The following is an 18,245-nucleotide window of genomic DNA, read 5'->3' on the forward strand; positions in this document are numbered from 1 at the left end:
CATGCCATATCGCCATTTATTTCTCAGGCGTACGGGACACGGGGATAACGCCGGCTCAGGCCTTGATGTCGATCAGCGTGCCCAGGCGCTCGTCGGCGGCCTGGATGACCTTGGCGGACAGGCTGTAGCCCAGTTTATACACCAGCGAATTCGTGATCGACGTGGCGGGATCCGTGCCGGACGGGGCGCCACCGGCGTCCTGCGCGGCCGACAGCTCGCGCGCCGCGATCGACAGCGTCACGCCCGTACCCGCAGGCCGCGCTTCGTTGAAGCTGGCCGTCTGCGGCGCGTAGCCCTGGGTCGCCAGGTTCGCGGTGTTGTGACCTTCGACGGCGAGCCCTTGCTGGTTCGCCTGCAGGCCGGCCAGGCCCGTGCTGAGGGAAGTGATCGCCATATCGGATTCCGGTCGGACAAGCTAGTTTATCCTGAGTAACTCTCCAGCGCACGCGCCCCGGGTCGGCTGTCGCGCCCACGCCGCAGTTCGCGTCCGTACAGATGCGCTGACGCAACAGTTGGGCGGTCCGTCCGATGACAAAAAGCCAGGGTTGAACTTTTGGGATTGCGTTACGGGAACATTGATACCAGAATCGGGTTATTGCCTTGCGTAAATTAACCCGAGCGTATCATGTTCGCTGTTCCATCTACCGTCCGCCAGTTCGCCATTGCCGCAGCCCTCAGCTGCGCCCTCGTGCCCGCCGCCATCGCGCAGCAGTCGCTGCCGCTCGACACGCGCCTGAACGAGCAGATCATCATGGTACCGGCCGGGGCCGCGCTGGACGTGAAGCTGGAGACGACGCTGTACAAGCCGAACGGGCCGGGGCCGTTTCCCCTGCTGATCATCAACCACGGCAAGTCGCCCGGCGATCCGAAGGCACAGTCGCGCGACCGCTTCGTGTACATGGCGGCGCAGTTCGTCAAGCGCGGCTATGCCGTGATGGTGCCGATGCGCACGGGCTTTGCCCACTCGACCGGCACCTACACGGACTACGGCTGCAATATGAAGGCGAACGGCTACCAGCAGGCCGGCGACATCGCCGACGTCGTGACGTATGCGCGCAGCCAGCACTGGATCGACGGCGAGCGCATCGTCATCGCCGGCCAGTCGTATGGCGGCTTGGCCAGCGTCGCGCTGTCCACCCAGGAACTGCCGGGCGTGCGTGGCGTGATGAACTTCGCCGGCGGCCTGAAAGTCCATGGCGGCAGCTGCGACTGGCAGCAGGCCCTCGTCAACGCATTTGCCGAATATGGCCGCAAGAACCGCATCGAGACGCTGTGGATGTACGGCGCCAACGACAGCTATTTCGGCCCGCAGCTGGTGGCGCGCCTGTACGAGGCGTTCAACGGCAACGGCGGGCGGGTCGACCTGGTGGCCTACGGCGCCTTCAAGCACGATGCCCACACCATGCTGGGCAGCCGCGACGGCCAGCCGATCTGGCTGCCGGAAGTGGAGCGCTTCCTGCAGCGTGTCGGCATGCCGACCGAGCAGGTCTACGCGGTGGCCGAGCCGGTGCCGCAGGCGCCGACGAATTATGCCGCGCTGGACGACGTGGCCGCCGTGCCGTTCCTGCCGGAGCGCGGGCGCCAGCAGTACCGCGCCTTCCTGTCGAAGCAGACGCCGCGCGCGTTTGCCGTCTCGGCCAGCGGTGCGTGGGGCTGGGCCGAAGAGGGCGAGTCCGTCAACGAACGGGCGCTGGCCGCCTGCCAGTCGGCCAGCCGCCAGCCATGCCGGCTGTACACCGTGGACGACTACGTGGTCTGGAGCGACACGCCGGACCCGGTCAACAATACGGCGACCGGCCGCACGGAATAAGCTGGCATAAGCTGTACGGCGAAGCACGACAGCGGTGCGCTAAGCGCGCCGGCCCTGCTGCTATGATGGGGCCATGTGCGGACGCTTCGACCAAAACGACATCGCGCGGCGTTACATCGCCGCTTTCGGCTGGGCCGACGCTGCCTATCGCAGCGAGGCGCCGCCCACCTACAACGCCGCGCCCGGCACCTACCGCCCTGTCCTCCACATCGAGGACGGCCAGTTGGCGATGGACGACCTGCACTGGGGCTACCGCGCCGCCTGGGCGGCCGAAAAGCTGCCCGTCTGCGTCAACGCCCGCCTGGAAAAAGTCACCAACAACTACTGGGGCAAGCTGCTCAAGACGGGTCGCGCCGTCGTGCCGGCCAATGGCTGGTACGAGTGGACGGGCGAGAAGGGCAAGCGCCAGCCCTGGCACATCCACCGCAAGGACCGCGAGCCGATCTTCATGCTGGCGCTGGCCAACTTCGGCCCGTTCAAGGAACACAAGGCGGAGTCGGGCTTCGTGCTGATCACGGCCGATGCGCAAGGCGGCATGGTGGACGTGCACGATCGCCGCCCCGTCGTGCTGAACGCGGCCGATGCCGCCACGTGGCTGGACCCGGATTTGTCGAAGGAACAGGCCGAAATGCTGGCGCGCCAGATGGCGCTGGGGCCGGAGATGTTCGAGTGGTACCGCGTCAGCCCGGAAGTGAACTACGCGGGGCGCGACGGTGCGCACCTGGCCGAGCCGCTGCCCGACCTCCTGGAGCGGGACGATGAACGATAAGCGCCTGCCCGGCATGGTCCGGGTGCGCGGTGCGCGCGAACACAACCTGAAGAACGTCGACCTGGACATCCCGCGTGATGCGCTGGTCGTCTTTACCGGCGTGTCCGGCTCCGGCAAGTCGTCGCTGGCGTTCGGTACCCTGTATGCGGAGGCGCAGCGGCGCTACCTGGAATCGGTGTCGCCCTATGCGCGCCGCCTGTTCCACCAGATGCCGGTGCCGCAGGTGGACGAGATCGACGGCCTGCCGCCCGCGGTGGCATTGCAGCAGCAGCGCGGCTCGCCGACGACGCGCTCGTCGGTCGGCAGCGTCACCACCTTGTCGAACTCCCTGCGCATGCTGTACTCGCGTGCCGGCGACTACCCGGCGGGGCAGGAGCTGCTGTACGCGGAGTCGTTCTCGCCCAACACGCCCGAAGGCGCCTGCCCCGAGTGCCATGGCCTGGGCCGGGTGTACGAGGTGACGGAGCAGTCGATGGTGCCGGACGATACGCTGACGATCCGCGAGCGGGCCGTCGCCGCCTGGCCGCCCGCTTGGCACGGCCAGAACCTGCGCGATATCCTCGTCACCCTGGGCTACGACGTCGACACCCCCTGGCGCGACCTGCCGAAGAAGGACCGCGACTGGATCCTGTACACGGACGAGACGCCCACGGTGCCTGTCTATGCCGGCCTGACCCCGGAGGAGACCAAGCGGGCCCTGAAGCGCAAGGACCCGCCCAGCTACCAGGGCACGTTCACGGGCGCGCGCAAGTACGTGCTGCAGACGTTCGCCAACACGGAAAGCGCGTCGATGAAGAAGCGGGTGGCGCGCTACATGGTCAGCAACGAGTGCCCCGTCTGTCGCGGCAAGCGGCTGCGCGCGGAATCGCTGTCGGTCACGTTTGCCGGCCACGACATCACGGGCATCTCGCGCCTGCCGCTGGCGCGCCTGGCGCAGACGATGCGCCCGTATGCGGACGGCAGCGCCAAGGCCAGCGCCAAGGAACGCGCCGCGCACCCGGAAAAACTGATCGTCACGCAGCGCATCGCCCAGGACGTGCTGGCCCGGCTGGACGTGCTGCTGGACCTGGGCCTCGGCTACCTCACCCTGGACCGCAGCACGCCGACCCTGTCGCCGGGCGAGCTGCAGCGGCTGCGCCTGGCCACGCAGGTGCGCTCGAACCTGTTCGGCGTCGTCTACGTGCTGGACGAGCCGTCGGCCGGCCTGCACCCGGCCGACACGGTGGCGCTGCTGCGCGCGATGGACCGGCTGAAGGCATCCGGCAATTCGCTGTTCGTCGTCGAACATGCGCTGGACGTGATCCGCCACGCCGACTGGATCGTGGACGTGGGCCCGGCGGCCGGCGAGGGTGGCGGCGCAGTGCTGTACAGCGGCGAGCCGGACGGGCTGCGGGAGGTGCCGGCCTCGCAAACGCGGCGCTACCTGTTCCCGCAAGAAGCACCGCCAGCACGCGCCGTGCGCGAACCGGCACGCTGGCTGACACTGCAGGACGTCACGCGCAACAACCTGCACCGGCTCGATGCGGCGTTCCCGCTTAGCGTCTTCACGACGGTGACGGGTGTTTCCGGTTCCGGCAAGTCGAGCCTCGTCAGCCAGGTGCTGGTGGAGCTGGTGGCGCGCGCGCTGGGGCACGACGTGGCGGCCGAACCGGAAGAGGGCGAGGAGCTGGAGCGCACCGTCGAGCTGCCGCTCGAGGGCCGCATTGTCGGGGGACTGGAGTATGTGCGCCGCATGGTGCGGGTGGACCAGAAGCCGATCGGCCGCACGCCGCGCTCGAACCTGGCCACGTACACGGGCCTGTTCGACCACGTGCGCAAGCTGTTCGCCGCGACCAAGACGGCCAAGGCACGCCGCTACGATGCCGGCCGGTTCTCGTTCAATGTCGCCAAGGGCCGCTGCGACAACTGCGAGGGCGAAGGTTTCGTCATGGTCGAACTGCTGTTCCTGCCCAGCGTGTATGCGCCATGCCCCGTCTGCGCGGGCGCCCGCTACAACGCCAAGACGCTGGAGGTGACGTACCGCGAGCGCAACATCGCCGAGGTGCTGGGCATGACGGTGGACGCCGCCTGGGAATTCTTTGCCGACGAAGCGCCGCTGCACCGGGCGCTCGACGTGCTGCGTGAAGTGGGACTGGGCTACCTGCGCCTGGGGCAGCCGGCCACGGAGCTGTCCGGCGGCGAGGCGCAGCGCATCAAGCTGGCCACCGAGCTGCAACGCGCCTCGCGCGGCGACACGCTGTACGTGCTGGACGAGCCCACCACGGGCCTGCACCCGGCGGACGTGGAGCGGCTGATCGTGCAGTTGCAAAAGCTGGTCGACGCGGGCAACACGGTCGTCGCGGTGGAGCACGACATGCGCGTGGTGGCCGCCAGCGACTGGGTCATCGACATCGGCCCGGGTGCCGGCGAGGAGGGTGGCACTGTTGTCGCGGCCGGGCCGCCGGCGCAGGTGGCGCGCAGCAAGGAGAGCCGGACGGCGCCTTATTTGCGGCGGTTCCTGGGCGGCTCTGGCGGCACCGAGCGCCCCTCACGCGCGGCGTCCCAGGGCTAGGGTCTGTCCCTGCGGGACTGACCCTGGTTTTTCTCGCCGGCACCGGCATACCGGATAGATTCCCATCCAGGCGTCGCACCGCGGGCTTCCTCTCCCGTCCTCACAACGCAAAATACGCCACCACCCCCAACCCGGCGCTGCCCCACACCATCGGCATCACCGCCCCGCGCAACCACTGCGCCACGATGGCGCTGGGCCGGTGCAGGTGCACCAGCGCGTGCACCGCCAGCAGGTTCTGTACCGCGACGATCGCGTTGAGCAGGATCGCCACCGTCAGGCCCCACGTCACCATGACGTCGGCGCCGGCCACCGGTGGCGTACGCTGCGCCAGCATGATGACGCAGCCGTGCACCACGCCCAGCAGCAGGCCCAGCGCGCCGACGTTGACGAAGCGCGGGTTGAAGTAGCGGGCGCGCCACTGCGGTACCAGCGCCAGTGCGTGCAGCAGCAGCGCAAGCAGCACGCCGCCTTGCAGCGCGGCGGCCAGTTGGCGGAACAGTCCGGGGTCGTGCATGAGCCACTCCGTCAGGCTGTCACGCCGAATGCCTCGGCCAGGGTCTGCATCGAGCCCGTGGCACCGGCGTCATAGCCGGGCAGCGCGTCGATCAGCGCGTGGCAGGCGGGCGAGCGCAGCACGGCGACCAGGTCGCGCACCGGCGACTCGCCCGCGGCGGCGCACGGCAGCGCCAGGAAGTAGCGTTCGCGCAGCAGCGGCAGGAATTCCAGGCCGAAGCGCTCGGCGGCCGTGCGCACGCCCAGGCCCACGTCGGCCATGCCGCTGGCGATGTAGGCGGCGACGGCGCTGTGCGTGAACTCGGCGCTGCCGAAGCCGTTGATCGCCGTGGGCGCGATGCCGGCTTCGGCCAGCAGCATTTCCAGCAGCAGCCGGGTGCCGGAGCCGGTCTGGCGGTTGACGAAGCGCACGCCGGGCGCCGCCAGGTCGGCCAGGCCACGGATGCCGCGCGGATTGCCGGGCGCGACGAACAGGCCCTGCTCGCGCACCGCCAGGTGCAGCACGCAATGGCGCGCGGGATCGAGCCAGCGCTGGCAGGCGGCGACGAAGGGCTGCTCGAACGGGCCGACGGGTACGTGGAAGCCCGCCAGGTCGCACTCGCCGCGGGCCAGGGCCGCCAGCGCATCCGTGCTGTTGCGGTAGCGCAGCTCCACGGGCAGCTGCAGCGTGTGCAGGTGTTGCGTCAACGCCGCCACGGCAAAGCCATGGCTGGCATCCAGGCGGAGTGCGCGCGGCTCGCCCGCCACCATCTTGCCCAACTCGCCTTCCAGCTCCGACGCGAGACTTTCCAGCGTGGGCGACAGGCGCGCGGCGATGCGGCGGTCCGCCCACACCAGCTTTTGTGCCAGCGCCGTCAGGCTGGTGCCACGGCCGCGGCCCGTGGCCAGCAGCGCCTGGCCGAACTGCCCCTCGGCCTCGCGCAGCAGGCCCCAGGCGTAGCGGTACGACAGGCGCACGGCTTTCGCGGCCCGGGCGATCGATCCGGTCTCCTGGATCTCCTTCAGCAACGCCAGCAGCGCGGCCGTGTCGAGCGCTCGGTCGGCGCGCACGCTGATTTCCCACTGCGGATGAATCTTCACTCTGAACATATGCACAAAATAGCATATTTCAGCCGCCGTACGCGCGTGATACGCTCCGCCTGATGGGCAGCACTCGTCCCGAATCCGCGCCCCTGAATATGCTCAAGTGCAGCATATGATTTCGTCAAGCCAGACCACCTCGTCAAGCCCGATCATTGGAGACCCGCCGGCTGTGAACCACCCGACCATACCCATCGCCGTCGCCAGTGGGGGCGCCGAGGACAGTGCCAAGGCGGGAGCCAGCCGCGAACGCAAGCGCCAGGCGCCGCGCGGGCGCCGTGTCGAGCCGGCCGCGCTGGCCGAAGTGCAGGCGCTGCTGGCCGATGCGCCGCGCCGGCGCGACCTGCTGATCGAACACCTGCACCTGATCCAGGACCGCTACGGCTGCCTGGCCACGACCCACCTGGCTGCGCTGGCCCAGGAGCTGCGCATGGCGCAGGCCGAGGTGTATGAAGTGGCATCGTTCTACCACCATTTCGACATCGTGCGCGAAGGGGAAACGGCGCCGGCGGCGCTGACCGTGCGCGTGTGCGCCGGCCTGTCGTGCGAGATGGCCGGCGCCACTGCGCTGCTGGACAAGTTGCCCGCGTTGCTGGGCACGGAGGTACGCGTGCTGGCCGCGCCCTGCATCGGCCGCTGCGAGCAGGCGCCCGCAGCGCTGGTGGGCCAACAGGGCGTGCCTGCCGCCACGGCGCAGTCCATCGCTGCCGCCTTGGCCGGAACGGCAGTGGCGATCCCCGCGCATATCGGCTACGACGAATACGTGGCCGGCGGCGGTTACGCGCTGCTGGGTGACTGCGTGGCCGGTGCCCGCAGCGGCGAATCGCTGATTGCCGCGCTGGAGCACGCGGGCCTGCGCGGCCTGGGCGGCGCCGGCTTCCCGGCCGGGCGCAAATGGCGCATCGTCAAGGCCGAGGCCGGACCCCGCCTCATGGCCGTCAACCTGGACGAAGGCGAACCGGGCACGTTCAAGGACCGCGCCTACCTGGAGCGCGACCCGCACCGCTTCCTGGAGGGCATGCTGCTGGCCGCGTGGGTGGTCGGCATCCGCGACATCTACGTCTATGTGCGCGACGAGTACCACGACGCCCGCGCACTGCTGGGGACGGAACTGGCGCGCCTGCAGGCTGCCGCGCCGGTGCCGGACCTGCCGACGATCCACCTGCGCCGTGGCGCGGGTGCCTACATCTGCGGCGAGGAATCGGCGATGATCGAGTCGATCGAGGGCAAGCGCGGCATGCCGCGCCTGCGTCCGCCGTACGTGGCGCAGGTGGGGTTGTTCGGCCGGCCCACGCTGGAACACAATTTCGAGACGCTGTACTGGGTGCGCGACATCGTCGAGCGGGGCCCGGAGTGGTTCGCGGGCCAGGGCCGCCACGGCCGCAAGGGCCTGCGTTCCTTTTCCGTCTCGGGACGCGTGCGCGAGCCCGGCGTCAAGCTGGCGCCGGCCGGCATCACGGTGCGCGAACTGATCGCCGAGTACTGCGGCGGCATGGCGGACGGCCACTCGTTGTACGGCTACCTGCCGGGCGGCGCTTCCGGCGGCATCCTGCCCGCCGCGCTGGGCGACGTGCCCCTCGACTTCGATACCCTGCAGCCGCATGGCTGCTTCATCGGCTCGGCCGCCGTGATCGTGCTGTCGCAGCACGACAGCGCGGTGGCGGCCGCGCGCAACACCATGCGCTTCTTCCGCGACGAGTCGTGCGGCCAGTGCACGCCGTGCCGCGTGGGCACGGCCAAGGCGCTGCAGCTGATCGAGGCGCCACGCTGGGATACCGCGCTGCTGGGCGAGCTGGGCCAGGTGATGCGCGACGCGTCGATCTGCGGCCTGGGCCAGGCGGCACCGAATCCGGTCGACTGCGTCATCCGCTACTTCCCGCAGGAGATCGCATGATCGGCTTCCAACTGAACGGCTGCGACGTGCAGGCCCACGCCGGCGAAACGCTGCTGGACGTGGCGCGGCGCGAGGGCATCGACGTGCCGCACCTGTGCTACCAGGACGGCCTGACCGCGGCCGGCAATTGCCGCGCCTGCGTGGTCGAGGTCGAGGGCGAGCGCACCCTGGCACCGTCGTGCTGCCGCGCGCCGCTGCCCGGCATGAAGGTCGAAACGGCCAGCCCCCGTGCGCTGGCGGCGCAGAAGATGGTGCTGGAACTGCTGCAGTCGGACCTGGCCGAAGCCACCTATACCCGTCACAACGAAGTGGACGCGTGGGCGGCCCGGCTGCAGGTCGGCAAACCGCGCTTCGCCTCGCGCGTGCAGCCGGCGCGCGACGCCAGCCACGCGGCGATCACCGTCAACCTGGACGCGTGCATCCAGTGCACCCGCTGCGTGCGCGCCTGCCGCGACGAACAGGGCAACGACGTGATCGGCTTGGCCCTGCGCGGCGATGGCGCGAAGATCGTGTTCGACATGGATGACCCGATGGGCGCCTCCACCTGCGTGGCCTGCGGCGAATGCGTGCAGGCCTGCCCGACGGGGGCGCTGGCGCCGGCGCGGGGCGCCGCGATGCAGGTGCCCGACCAGCAGGTGGCATCGGTCTGCCCGTTCTGCGGCGTGGGCTGCCAGCTGACCTACAATGTGGTAGGCAACCGCATCGTCTCGGTGGAAGGCCGCGACGGTCCGGCCAACCACGGCCGCCTGTGCGTCAAGGGCCGCTACGGCTTCGACTACGCGCACCATCCGCAGCGCCTGACCAAGCCGCTGATCCGCCGCAGCGGGGTGCCGAAGTCCGCATCGGCACCGATGGATCCGGCGCAGGTGCTGGACGTGTTCCGCGAGGCGAGCTGGGAAGAGGCGCTGGCACTGGCCGGCGGCGGCCTGGCGCGCATCCGCGACCTGCATGGTCGCAAGGCGCTGGCCGGCTTCGGCTCGGCCAAGGGCAGCAACGAGGAGGCTTACCTGTTCCAGAAGCTGGTGCGCACGGGCTTCGGCAGCAACAACGTCGACCACTGCACGCGGCTGTGCCATGCCTCCTCGGTGGCGGCGCTGCTGGAGGGGATCGGCTCGGGCGCCGTGTCGAACCCCGTGATGGACGTGCTGCAGGCCGACGTGGTGATCGTCATCGGCGCCAACCCCACCGTCAACCATCCGGTGGCCGCCACGTGGATCAAGAACGCGGTCAGGTCCGGCACCAAGCTCATCTTGTGCGACCCGCGCCGCTCGGAGCTGGCGCGCCATGCGCACCGCACCTTGCAGTTCAAGCCCGATACCGACGTGGCGCTGCTGAACGCCATGATGCACACGATCGTGGCAGAGGGGCTGGCGGACGAAGCCTTCATCGCCAGCCGCACCAGCGGCTACGAGGCGCTGGCGGCCAACGTGGCGCAGTACAGCCCCGAGGCGATGGCGCCCCTGTGCGGCATCGACGCCGAGACGATCCGCTACGTGGCGCGGCTGTATGCCACCTCGAAGGCCTCGATGATCCTGTGGGGCATGGGCGTGTCGCAGCACGTGCACGGCACCGACAACGCGCGCTGCCTGATTGCGCTGGCCCTGCTGACGGGCCAGATCGGCCGGCCCGGCACGGGCCTGCATCCGCTGCGCGGCCAGAACAACGTGCAGGGCGCATCCGACGCGGGCCTGATCCCGATGATGTACCCGGACTACCAGCGCGTGACGGAGCCGGCGGTACGCGAGCGCTTCGCGCAGGCGTGGAACGTGCCCGCCGCCGCACTGGACGACCAGCCCGGCCTCACGGTCGTGGAGGTGATGGAGGCGATCCTGGCCGGCGGCGTGCGCGGGATGTACATCATGGGCGAAAACCCGGCCATGTCCGACCCGGACGCCAACCATGCGCGCGAGGCGCTGGCCGCGCTCGACCTGCTGGTAGTGCAGGACATCTTCCTCACCGAGACGGCCTACCTGGCCGACGTGATCCTGCCGGCCAGCGCGTTCCCGGAAAAGACGGGCACCTTCACCAATACGGACCGCCTGGTACAGCTGGGCCGCCAGGCCATCGAGCCGCCGGGCGAGGCGAAGCAGGACCTGTGGATCGTGTGCCAGCTGGCGCGCCGCCTCGGCCTGGACTGGAAATATGGCCACGTAGCGGAAGTGTTCGACGAGATGCGGCGGCTGATGCCCAGCATGGCCGGCATCACGTGGCAGCGGCTGGAGCGGGAGGGCGCCGTGGTCCACCCTTGTCCGCAGGAGGACCATCCCGGCACGCCGGTCGTGTTCACCGAGACGTTCCCGCGCCCGGACGGGCGGGCGCGCTTCGTCCCTGCGGACATCATCCCGGCCGACGAGCGTCCCGATGCCGAGTACCCGCTGGTGCTGATCACGGGCCGCCAGCTGGAACACTGGCATACGGGCAGCATGACGCGCCGCGCCGGCGTGCTCGATGCGCTGGAGCCGGACCCGGTCGCGCTGGTTCATCCGCTCGACCTGGCGGCGCTGGGCGTGGCGCCCGGCGGCGTCATCACGCTGGCTTCGCGCCGCGGCAGCGTGGCGCTGTATGCACGGGCGGACGACGCCTCGCCGCGCGGCGCCGTGTTCGTGCCGTTCTGCTATTACGAGGCGGCCATCAACCGCCTGACCAACGCGGCGCTGGACCCGTTCGGCAAGATCCCGGAGTTCAAGTACTGCGCGATCCGCATGACGGCCGGCGGCAGCGTGGCAGCGCAGGGCAGCTACGGCGGCGGCCAGATACTCGACCGGCTGGAGGAAACCGCATGAGCCGGTTACCGCAACTTTCGGCTGCGCGCCTGCCGCTGATCCAGCCCGTGACCGCGCGCGACGAGAAGGAGCGTGCGACGGCGCTGAACATCCCGGCCGAGCGCCCACTGACCGTCTACCTGGACGGGCGCGAGCTGATTACCCTGATGACCCTGGGCGCGGCACCGGAGGCGCTGGTGCTGGGCTACCTGCGCAACCAGCGCCTGCTTGCGCTGGACGACATCGCGGCGGTGCAGGTGTCGTGGGACGAGGCCGGGGCCAGCGGCACGGCGGCGGTGACCACGCGCGCCGGCGTGGCCGACCTGGAAGAGCGCACGGCGCGCCGTGTCGTCACGACCGGCTGCGGCCAGGGGTCCGTGTTCGGCACCGTCATGGACGAGGTGGACAATATCGTGCTGCCGCCTGGAGCCCGGCTGCGGCAGGGCGTCATCTACCGCATCGTCGAGACGATCCGCACCCAGCCTTCCGTCTATAAACAGGCGGGCTCCGTGCACGGCTGCGGCCTGTTCGACAGCGCGGGCAACCTGCTGCACTTCGTCGAGGACGTGGGGCGCCACAACGCGGTGGACGCCATCGCGGGCCTCATGTGGCTGGAGGGCGAGACGGGCGGCGACAAGGTGTTCTACACGACCGGGCGCCTGACGTCCGAGATGGTCATCAAGGGCGCGCAGATGGGCATTCCGTTCCTGCTGTCGCGTTCCGGCACCACCGAGATGGGCCACGCCGTCGCCCGGCAGACCGGCATGACCTTGCTGGCGCGCTGCTCCGGCAAGCACTTCACGGTGCTGGCCGCGCCGCAGCGCATCGTGTTCGAGCCGGAACTGCTGGAGCCCTGATGGCGTTGACGGCCGCGCTGCATGATGCCTTCCGGCTGCTGCTGACGGGCGACCCCGTCCTGTGGCGCATCATCTGGATCTCCGTCAGCACCAGCATGCTGGGGCTTGTCATCGCGACGCCCTTTGCCGTCGGCGCCGGCTATGCCATCGCGATGCACCAGTTCCTCGGCCGCCGGCTCGTCATCTGGCTGGCCCAGGCGGCGCTGTCGCTGCCGACAGTGCTGATCGGTCTCCTGTTGTACCTGCTGCTGTCGCGCCACGGTCCGCTGGGGCCCCTGCAATGGCTGTTCGCCCAGCCGGGCATCGTGGCCGGGCAGGTGGTCATCGCGCTGCCGGTGCTGCTGGCCTTTACCCTGACGGCCGTGCAGGCGGCCGACCCGCGCCTGGCGGAGACGGCGATCGCGCACGGTGCCTCGCGCTGGCGCGTGATGACGACCCTCTTGTACGAGGTGCGCTTCGGCGTGATGGCCGCCGTGATCAGCGGTTTCGGCCGCGTGATCTCGGAAGTGGGCTGCGCCATGATGGTGGGCGGGAACATCGCCGGCGAGACGCGCACGATCACGACGGCCATCGCGCTCGAGACCAGCAAGGGCGACTTCGCCCAGGGCATCGCGCTGGGCATCGTGCTGGTGACGATCGCGCTGGCGATGAACGGCGCACTGATGCTGCTGCAGGGCGATGCCCATGCCGCGCGGGGGCGCGCATGACGGCTCCGCTACTGGCAGCGCCACTGCTGACGGCCGCGCGGCTGCACAAGCGCCACGGCGCGCACACGCTGTTCGACCTGCGCGAGTTCCGCCTGGACGTGGCCAGCGCCTACGTGCTGACGGGCGTGAACGGCGCCGGCAAAAGCACGCTGCTGCGCGTGCTGGCCGGCCTGGTGCCGGTGGACGCGGAGGACGTGCGCCTGGATGGCGAGCCGGTGACATTGCGGCCGTACCCGCGCGCGCTGCGCGACGCCATCGTCTACGTCCACCAGCACCCGGTGATGTTCTCCACCAGCGTGCCGGCCAATATCGCGTACGGCCTCCAGGCCCGTGGCGCGCCGCGCGCGCTGGTGCGGGAACGGGTGGAAGAGGCGATGGCCTGGGCCGGCGTGACGCACCTGCGCGGCAGCGATCCGGCCACGCTGTCCGGGGGTGAGAAGCAGCGGGTGGCGCTGGCACGGGCCCGCGTGCTGCGGCCGCGCCTGCTGCTGCTGGACGAGCCCACGGCCAACCTCGATGGCGAGGCGCGCGAGCAGGTCATCGCGCTGATCCCCACGCTGACGGGCGCCGGCACCAGCGTGGTCATGGCCTGCCACGACCGCGACCTGATCAACCTGCCCGACGTGCGCCGCCTGAAGCTGCGCGACGGGCATATCGAATACCGCTAGTTTTTCCTGAAGGAGTCCGCATGAAACGCCGTTCCCTGTTCCTGCTTGCCACCGCGCTGGCCTTTGGCGGCAGCGCCTGGGCCCAGCAGCCGCTGCGCCTGTCCACCACCACCAGCACGGAAAACTCCGGCCTGCTGGCCTACCTGCTGCCGTTCTACGAGGCGAAGACGGGCACCAAGGTGCAGGTCATCTCGGTCGGCACCGGCAAGGCGCTGGAGCTGGCGAAGAACGGCGACGTCGACGTCACGCTGGTGCATGCGCGCCCGGCCGAGGACAAGTTCGTGGCCGAAGGCTGGGGCGTGGACCGGCGCGACGTGATGTACAACGACTTCATCGTGGTCGGCCCCGTGTCCGACCCGGACGGGATCAAGGGCGGCAAGGACGTGCTGGCCGCGTTCAGGAAGATGGCGGCAGGCCCGGCGAAGTTCATCTCGCGCGGCGACAACTCCGGCACGGACATCATGGAAAAGGCCTACTGGAAGCAGGTCGGCGCCCAACCCACGGGCGCGCGCTACCTGTCCGCAGGCCTGGGCATGGGCGAGGTGCTGACGATGGCGGCCGAGCTGCAGGCCTACACGCTGACGGACCGCGCCACCTATGGCGTCTACCAGGCCAGGACGGGCCTGGCCATCATGGTCGAGGGCGACCCGAAGATGTTCAACCCGTATGGCATCATCGCCGTCAATCCGGCCAGGCACCCGGGCATCAACTACAAGGGGGCGAAGCGGCTGATCGCGTGGATCACGTCGCCGGAAGGCCAGGCGAAGATCGCCGCGTTCAAGCCGGCCGGCCGGCAGCTGTTCTATCCGTCGGCCAAGTGACGGCCTACGCGTAGGTGTCGATGAGGCTGCCGACGGTGTTGGTGTCGGTGGCGTTGTCCGTGCGTGCTTGAGGTGGCTGCGTGGCCGTTTGCTGCGCCGCGCGGTCGGCGGCTTGTTCGGCCGCCTTCCTCGTCGCTTCGGCCTGCAGCCGGGCGATCTGCTGCTGCAGCGCCTGCAGTTCCTGGCTGAGCTGCTGCGCCTGCTTCTGTCCCGTCTCGCTCGTCTCCTTCTGCGCTTCCGCCAGTTCCTTCTGCTTGGCCGCCACCTGCTTTTGCAGGCTGGCAATCTGCGCGGCGTTGCCGTTGCTATTGCTCGCGGCGGTCGTGGCTGCCGTCCCGGTGCGCGTCACTGCTGAAACCATATCCATTCCTCATCTTCTCTGATCGACAGGGAAATTATCGACGCCGCAGGCAAGGTTGCGCAGCCTTGTCGATGTAAAGCCAGGTAAAGTCAGTGCCGAAAATGGCTGAAAATGCAAGAGTGTCAGCGCGTCACATGTTTGATCGAGATCATGCCCGTCGTGGTCAGTCCACGTAGCCTTGTCACGCCGCATGGCGTTCTGCCGGCGGACTTCCAAAACTATTCTATAGAGGCAACCATGTTCCCATTCTCGCAAAGCATCACGCCTGCGGCGAAGAATCACGTGCAGGCGCAAATCGCATTCTTCAACGACTTCTCCCGTTCGTTGTTCCAGACGGCACAGCAGGTCAACGAGCTGACCCTGCAGATGGCGCAGACGATCCTCGAGGACAGCGCCGCCACGGGGCAGGCCATCGTCACGGCCGGCAAGCCGACCGAGGTGTTCAGCGTCACCGCTTCCCGGGCCCAGCCGGCGGCGGAGCGGCTGCGGGCGTACCAGCAGCAACTGTCGCGCATCGCGGCGGACAGCCACACCAAGCTGGTCCGTGTGGCCGGCGAGCATGCCGAGGAAACGGCACGTGCGGCGCGCGAGCTGAGCGACGAAGTGACGCGCGTGACGTCCGAGGAAACGGAGCGCACGGTGCGCCGTCAGCACGACACCATGCGCCAGCTGGCCAACCCGCTGGACAGCATGGTGGACTCGGCCACGCGCCAGGCCCGCGCCGCGATGGGCAACGGCCACGACGCGGCGGAGCACATGGGCCAGGCCGCGGCCCACACGGCGCAGGCGGCCCAGGCCGCCACGCGCCAGGCCGGCCGCAAGGAAGGCCAGCCGGGCTGACGGCTGCGGTTTGACTGGCCCGCCTCGGGTGGGCCGCATGCGGCGGCGCTGGGCTGAGCGTTGTCGTATGCAGCGGGTGCCGGCGCGGCGGGCGGTCGCGCGGTGTCCGCAGCGGAGCGGCGCCTGCCGCCGGGCCGGCCGCGCGGGGCGCGTGGCCGGTGTCCGCTTTGGTCGATCCCCGCCTTGTGTCGGTCGCGTTGGCCATCCGGGCCTCCGACGCCTGCGTTCCCGTCTGTCCCCCATGTCTCGCTGGCGCCATCCGTTCGTGCCGGGCGTTACACTCGTCTTCCGGATGAGCAGAGGAGAGCGCGCATGGGCGATCTGATCGAATTATTGCAATGGCCGGCGATGGCGGCATCGCTGCTGGCCGCATGGCTGGTGGGCTCGCGCAGTGCGCGGCGGCGGCTGTCGGGGTTTATCGTTTTCCTCGTCAGTAACGTCATGTGGGTGATCTGGGGCTGGCATGACGACGCGTGGGCGCTGATCGTATTAAACTGCTGCCTGGCCGCGACCAATATCCGCGGCATCGTCAAGAACGAGAAGGGACAGGAGCAGGAATGAGCAACGAATCACTGCACGTCGTCTGCCCGCACTGCGACGGCGTCAACCGCGTACCGGCGCAGCGCCTGGAGGAACACCCCACCTGCGGCAAATGCCAGCTCGAGCTGTTCGGCGGCAAGCCGGCCGACCTGGCCAGCGCCCGCTTCCTGAAGCATATCGAACGCAGCGACGTGCCCGTGCTGGTCGACTTCTGGGCACCCTGGTGCGGCCCCTGCCGCACGATGGCGCCGTTCTACGAACAGGCCGCCAAGCGGCTGGAACCGGACGTGCGGGTCGTCAAGGTCGATACGGAAGCGAATCCGGACATCGGCGCGCGCTACGCGATCCGCAGCATTCCCACGCTGGCCCTGTTCCGCAATGGCCGTGAAGTGGCCCGGCAGGCTGGGGCGATGGACGTCAACAGCATCGTCGCATGGGTGGCGCGCAATGTGGGCGCTTGAGTTTGCAACGTATCGCCGCCGCGGATGAAAACCAGGGTCAGTCCCGCAGGGACAGACCCTGAGCCCGGTGGCATCGAGGGACGCTGGGGGTTCGTCCCTGTAAGCGAAAGCGCCAGCGCTTGCCGGCGGCGGCCCCCGGGACCGACCCCGGTTTCATCCGCGCCCGGGAGCCGCCGACGTAAAACAGCGCCTGGGGTCTGTCCCCGGTAAGCGAAAGCGCCAGCGCTGGCCAGCGGCGGCCCCAGGGGACTGACCCCGGTTTTCATCCGCGGCGGCAAGGCATCGAGCTGCGAAGGCCCCCAGCCGCCGGGACAGACAATCCAGTATAAGTAAATAAAATAGTTTACTTATGGTCGCGCCAGCCGTACACTGGCCGCATGAAAACCCCCATCCTGATCGCCGCAGCCTGTTTGTTGGCGCTGCTCTCCACCGTCGGCACGTCGCTGCCGTATCCGATCCTGCCGCCCTTGTTCGCCTCGGGCGCCGTTAACGGCCTGAACAGCTTCCTCGGCCTGCCGCCCAAGCTGCTGTTCGGGATCGCGCTGACGGTCAATCCCGTCGGCCTGCTGATCGGCGCCACGTTGCTGGGGCCCGTGTCCGACCGCTATGGCCGCCGGCCGGTGCTGCTGGCCACGGCTTTCGGCGCGGCCGCCGGCCATGCCGTGACGGCGCTGGCGCTGGTGCTCGAATCGTTTCCGCTGTTTATCGCAGCGCGCTTCATCACCGGCCTGATGGAAGGCAACAGCGCGGTCGCGCGCGCGCTGCTGGCCGAACGCCTGGCCGGGCAGGAGCGGGTGCGGGCGCTGTCATTGCTGAACGGCGCATTCCACCTGGGCTGGTTAGTGGGACCGCTGCTGGCCGGGCTGACGGTGGGCTTCGGCATCACGGTGCCGTTCATCGTCGCCATTGTCGCGCTGGTACTGGCGGGCGTACTCGTCATGATCGCCGTGCCGTCCGGGCGCCATGGCGCAGGCGCTGAGCCTGGACAGGACTCGCTGTGGCAGGTCGCACGACGCAACAACGTGCTGCACCTGCTGCGCCATCCGCCGCTGCGCACGCTGTTCGCCATCCAGCTGGCATGCAGTTGCGGCATCACGGCGTTCTACGACTTCTTTCCGCTGTGGCTGGTCGAAGTGGGTGGCTACGATACGGCCCGGATCGCCATCGTCAACACGGCGCTGTGCGGCGTGATGACGGGCGCGGCCGTGGTCGCTGGCCGGGTGCGGACCGGTGATCCGCTGCGCCAGGCGGCGTGGTATGCCTGCGCGATCGCGGCGGCCGTCGCCGGCGTCGCCCTGGGCAACCTGTGGGTGGGCATCGGTGCGATCGTACTGTTCGGTATCCCGAATGCGTTCTACAATGCGACGATGCAGCCCTGGGCCGCCGAGCGCTTCGCCGCGCACGGGCAGGGCGCCGTCATGGGCCTGTTGTCGACGACGTTCTGCCTGGCCAGCATCGTGACGGCGCTGGCGGGATCGTGGCTCGTGCTGGTCGATACCCGGCTGGTGCTGGGCACTGGCGCAATGCTGTCGCTGTGGGCCGGCTGGCGCCTGCGGCGCTGGCACGCCGAGGTGTCCGTGGCCCTACCCGTCAATGCTACTACCTGAAGAA

At 69.3% G+C, this 18,245-nt stretch carries 17 protein-coding genes; 13 read left to right on the plus strand and 4 right to left on the minus strand.

The window, feature by feature from the left end:
* Positions 1-55: 55 nt before the first annotated feature.
* Positions 56-394, minus strand: coding sequence for a flagellar basal body rod C-terminal domain-containing protein (locus PX653_RS04130; RefSeq protein WP_277416657.1), 339 nt, complete (start codon positions 392-394; stop codon positions 56-58).
* 231 nt (positions 395-625) lie between these two features.
* Here PX653_RS04130 and PX653_RS04135 point away from each other — a divergent pair, with 231 nt between their 5' ends.
* The 3 genes from PX653_RS04135 to PX653_RS04145 all read left to right on the plus strand — a co-directional run bounded on the left by PX653_RS04135 (position 626) and on the right by PX653_RS04145 (position 5,130).
* Positions 626-1,810, plus strand: a complete 1,185-nt coding sequence (locus PX653_RS04135; protein WP_277416658.1) for an alpha/beta hydrolase family protein — start codon at positions 626-628, stop codon at positions 1,808-1,810.
* Positions 1,811-1,883: 73 nt separating this feature from the next.
* On the plus strand, positions 1,884-2,579 hold the full coding sequence (locus tag PX653_RS04140; RefSeq protein ID WP_277416659.1) for an SOS response-associated peptidase: 696 nt from the start codon (positions 1,884-1,886) through the stop codon (positions 2,577-2,579).
* Positions 2,569-5,130, plus strand: coding sequence for an excinuclease ABC subunit UvrA (locus tag PX653_RS04145; RefSeq protein WP_277416660.1), 2,562 nt, complete (start codon positions 2,569-2,571; stop codon positions 5,128-5,130). Before PX653_RS04140 ends, PX653_RS04145 begins: the two co-directional genes overlap by 11 nt.
* Positions 5,131-5,230: 100 nt before the next feature.
* Here the strand turns inward: PX653_RS04145 and PX653_RS04150 are convergent, their stop codons facing one another.
* Positions 5,231-5,644: a hypothetical protein gene (locus PX653_RS04150; protein WP_277416661.1), complete on the minus strand. Its 414-nt coding sequence runs from the start codon at positions 5,642-5,644 to the stop codon at positions 5,231-5,233.
* 11 nt (positions 5,645-5,655) lie between these two features.
* A complete protein-coding gene (locus PX653_RS04155) occupies positions 5,656-6,732 on the minus strand; it encodes a substrate-binding domain-containing protein (RefSeq protein ID WP_277418510.1) in 1,077 nt (358 codons plus the stop codon).
* A gap of 163 nt (positions 6,733-6,895) precedes the next feature.
* Here PX653_RS04155 and PX653_RS04160 point away from each other — a divergent pair, with 163 nt between their 5' ends.
* The 6 genes from PX653_RS04160 to PX653_RS04185 are packed head-to-tail and all read left to right on the plus strand — an operon-like array spanning position 6,896 to position 14,432.
* Entirely contained in the window at positions 6,896-8,617 is a 1,722-nt protein-coding gene (locus tag PX653_RS04160; RefSeq protein ID WP_277416662.1) for an NAD(P)H-dependent oxidoreductase subunit E, read from the plus strand.
* Positions 8,614-11,400 carry a formate dehydrogenase subunit alpha gene (gene fdhF, locus PX653_RS04165; protein ID WP_277416663.1) on the plus strand — a complete coding sequence of 929 codons (2,787 nt, stop codon included), beginning with the start codon at positions 8,614-8,616 and terminating at the stop codon, positions 11,398-11,400. Before PX653_RS04160 ends, fdhF begins: the two co-directional genes overlap by 4 nt.
* The gene (locus PX653_RS04170; protein WP_277416664.1) at positions 11,397-12,236 is read left to right on the plus strand and encodes a formate dehydrogenase accessory sulfurtransferase FdhD; all 840 of its coding nucleotides are present in this window, start codon (positions 11,397-11,399) and stop codon (positions 12,234-12,236) included. Before fdhF ends, PX653_RS04170 begins: the two co-directional genes overlap by 4 nt.
* On the plus strand, positions 12,236-12,943 hold the full coding sequence (locus PX653_RS04175) for an ABC transporter permease (RefSeq protein WP_277416665.1): 708 nt from the start codon (positions 12,236-12,238) through the stop codon (positions 12,941-12,943). The genes PX653_RS04170 and PX653_RS04175 overlap by 1 nt, the downstream gene beginning before the upstream one ends.
* Entirely contained in the window at positions 12,940-13,611 is a 672-nt protein-coding gene (locus tag PX653_RS04180) for an ATP-binding cassette domain-containing protein (RefSeq protein WP_277416666.1), read from the plus strand. Before PX653_RS04175 ends, PX653_RS04180 begins: the two co-directional genes overlap by 4 nt.
* Positions 13,612-13,631: 20 nt before the next feature.
* Complete coding sequence (locus PX653_RS04185) at positions 13,632-14,432, plus strand: ABC transporter substrate-binding protein (RefSeq protein ID WP_277416667.1); 801 nt, start codon at positions 13,632-13,634, stop codon at positions 14,430-14,432.
* Between the two features lie 4 nt (positions 14,433-14,436).
* Here the strand turns inward: PX653_RS04185 and PX653_RS04190 are convergent, their stop codons facing one another.
* On the minus strand, positions 14,437-14,793 hold the full coding sequence (locus PX653_RS04190; RefSeq protein WP_277416668.1) for a FlxA-like family protein: 357 nt from the start codon (positions 14,791-14,793) through the stop codon (positions 14,437-14,439).
* Positions 14,794-15,030: 237 nt separating this feature from the next.
* Here PX653_RS04190 and phaP point away from each other — a divergent pair, with 237 nt between their 5' ends.
* The 4 genes from phaP to PX653_RS04210 all read left to right on the plus strand — a co-directional run bounded on the left by phaP (position 15,031) and on the right by PX653_RS04210 (position 18,241).
* Positions 15,031-15,633: a TIGR01841 family phasin gene (phaP, locus tag PX653_RS04195; protein WP_277416669.1), complete on the plus strand. Its 603-nt coding sequence runs from the start codon at positions 15,031-15,033 to the stop codon at positions 15,631-15,633.
* Between the two features lie 312 nt (positions 15,634-15,945).
* Entirely contained in the window at positions 15,946-16,194 is a 249-nt protein-coding gene (locus PX653_RS04200) for a hypothetical protein (RefSeq protein WP_277416670.1), read from the plus strand.
* Positions 16,191-16,634, plus strand: coding sequence for a thioredoxin TrxC (trxC, locus tag PX653_RS04205; RefSeq protein WP_277416671.1), 444 nt, complete (start codon positions 16,191-16,193; stop codon positions 16,632-16,634). The genes PX653_RS04200 and trxC overlap by 4 nt, the downstream gene beginning before the upstream one ends.
* A 377-nt stretch (positions 16,635-17,011) precedes the next feature.
* Entirely contained in the window at positions 17,012-18,241 is a 1,230-nt protein-coding gene (locus PX653_RS04210; protein WP_277416672.1) for an MFS transporter, read from the plus strand.
* Positions 18,242-18,245: the final 4 nt, after the last annotated feature.

The organism is Pseudoduganella chitinolytica, from assembly GCF_029028125.1.
Taxonomy (GTDB): domain Bacteria; phylum Pseudomonadota; class Gammaproteobacteria; order Burkholderiales; family Burkholderiaceae_D; genus Rugamonas; species Rugamonas chitinolytica.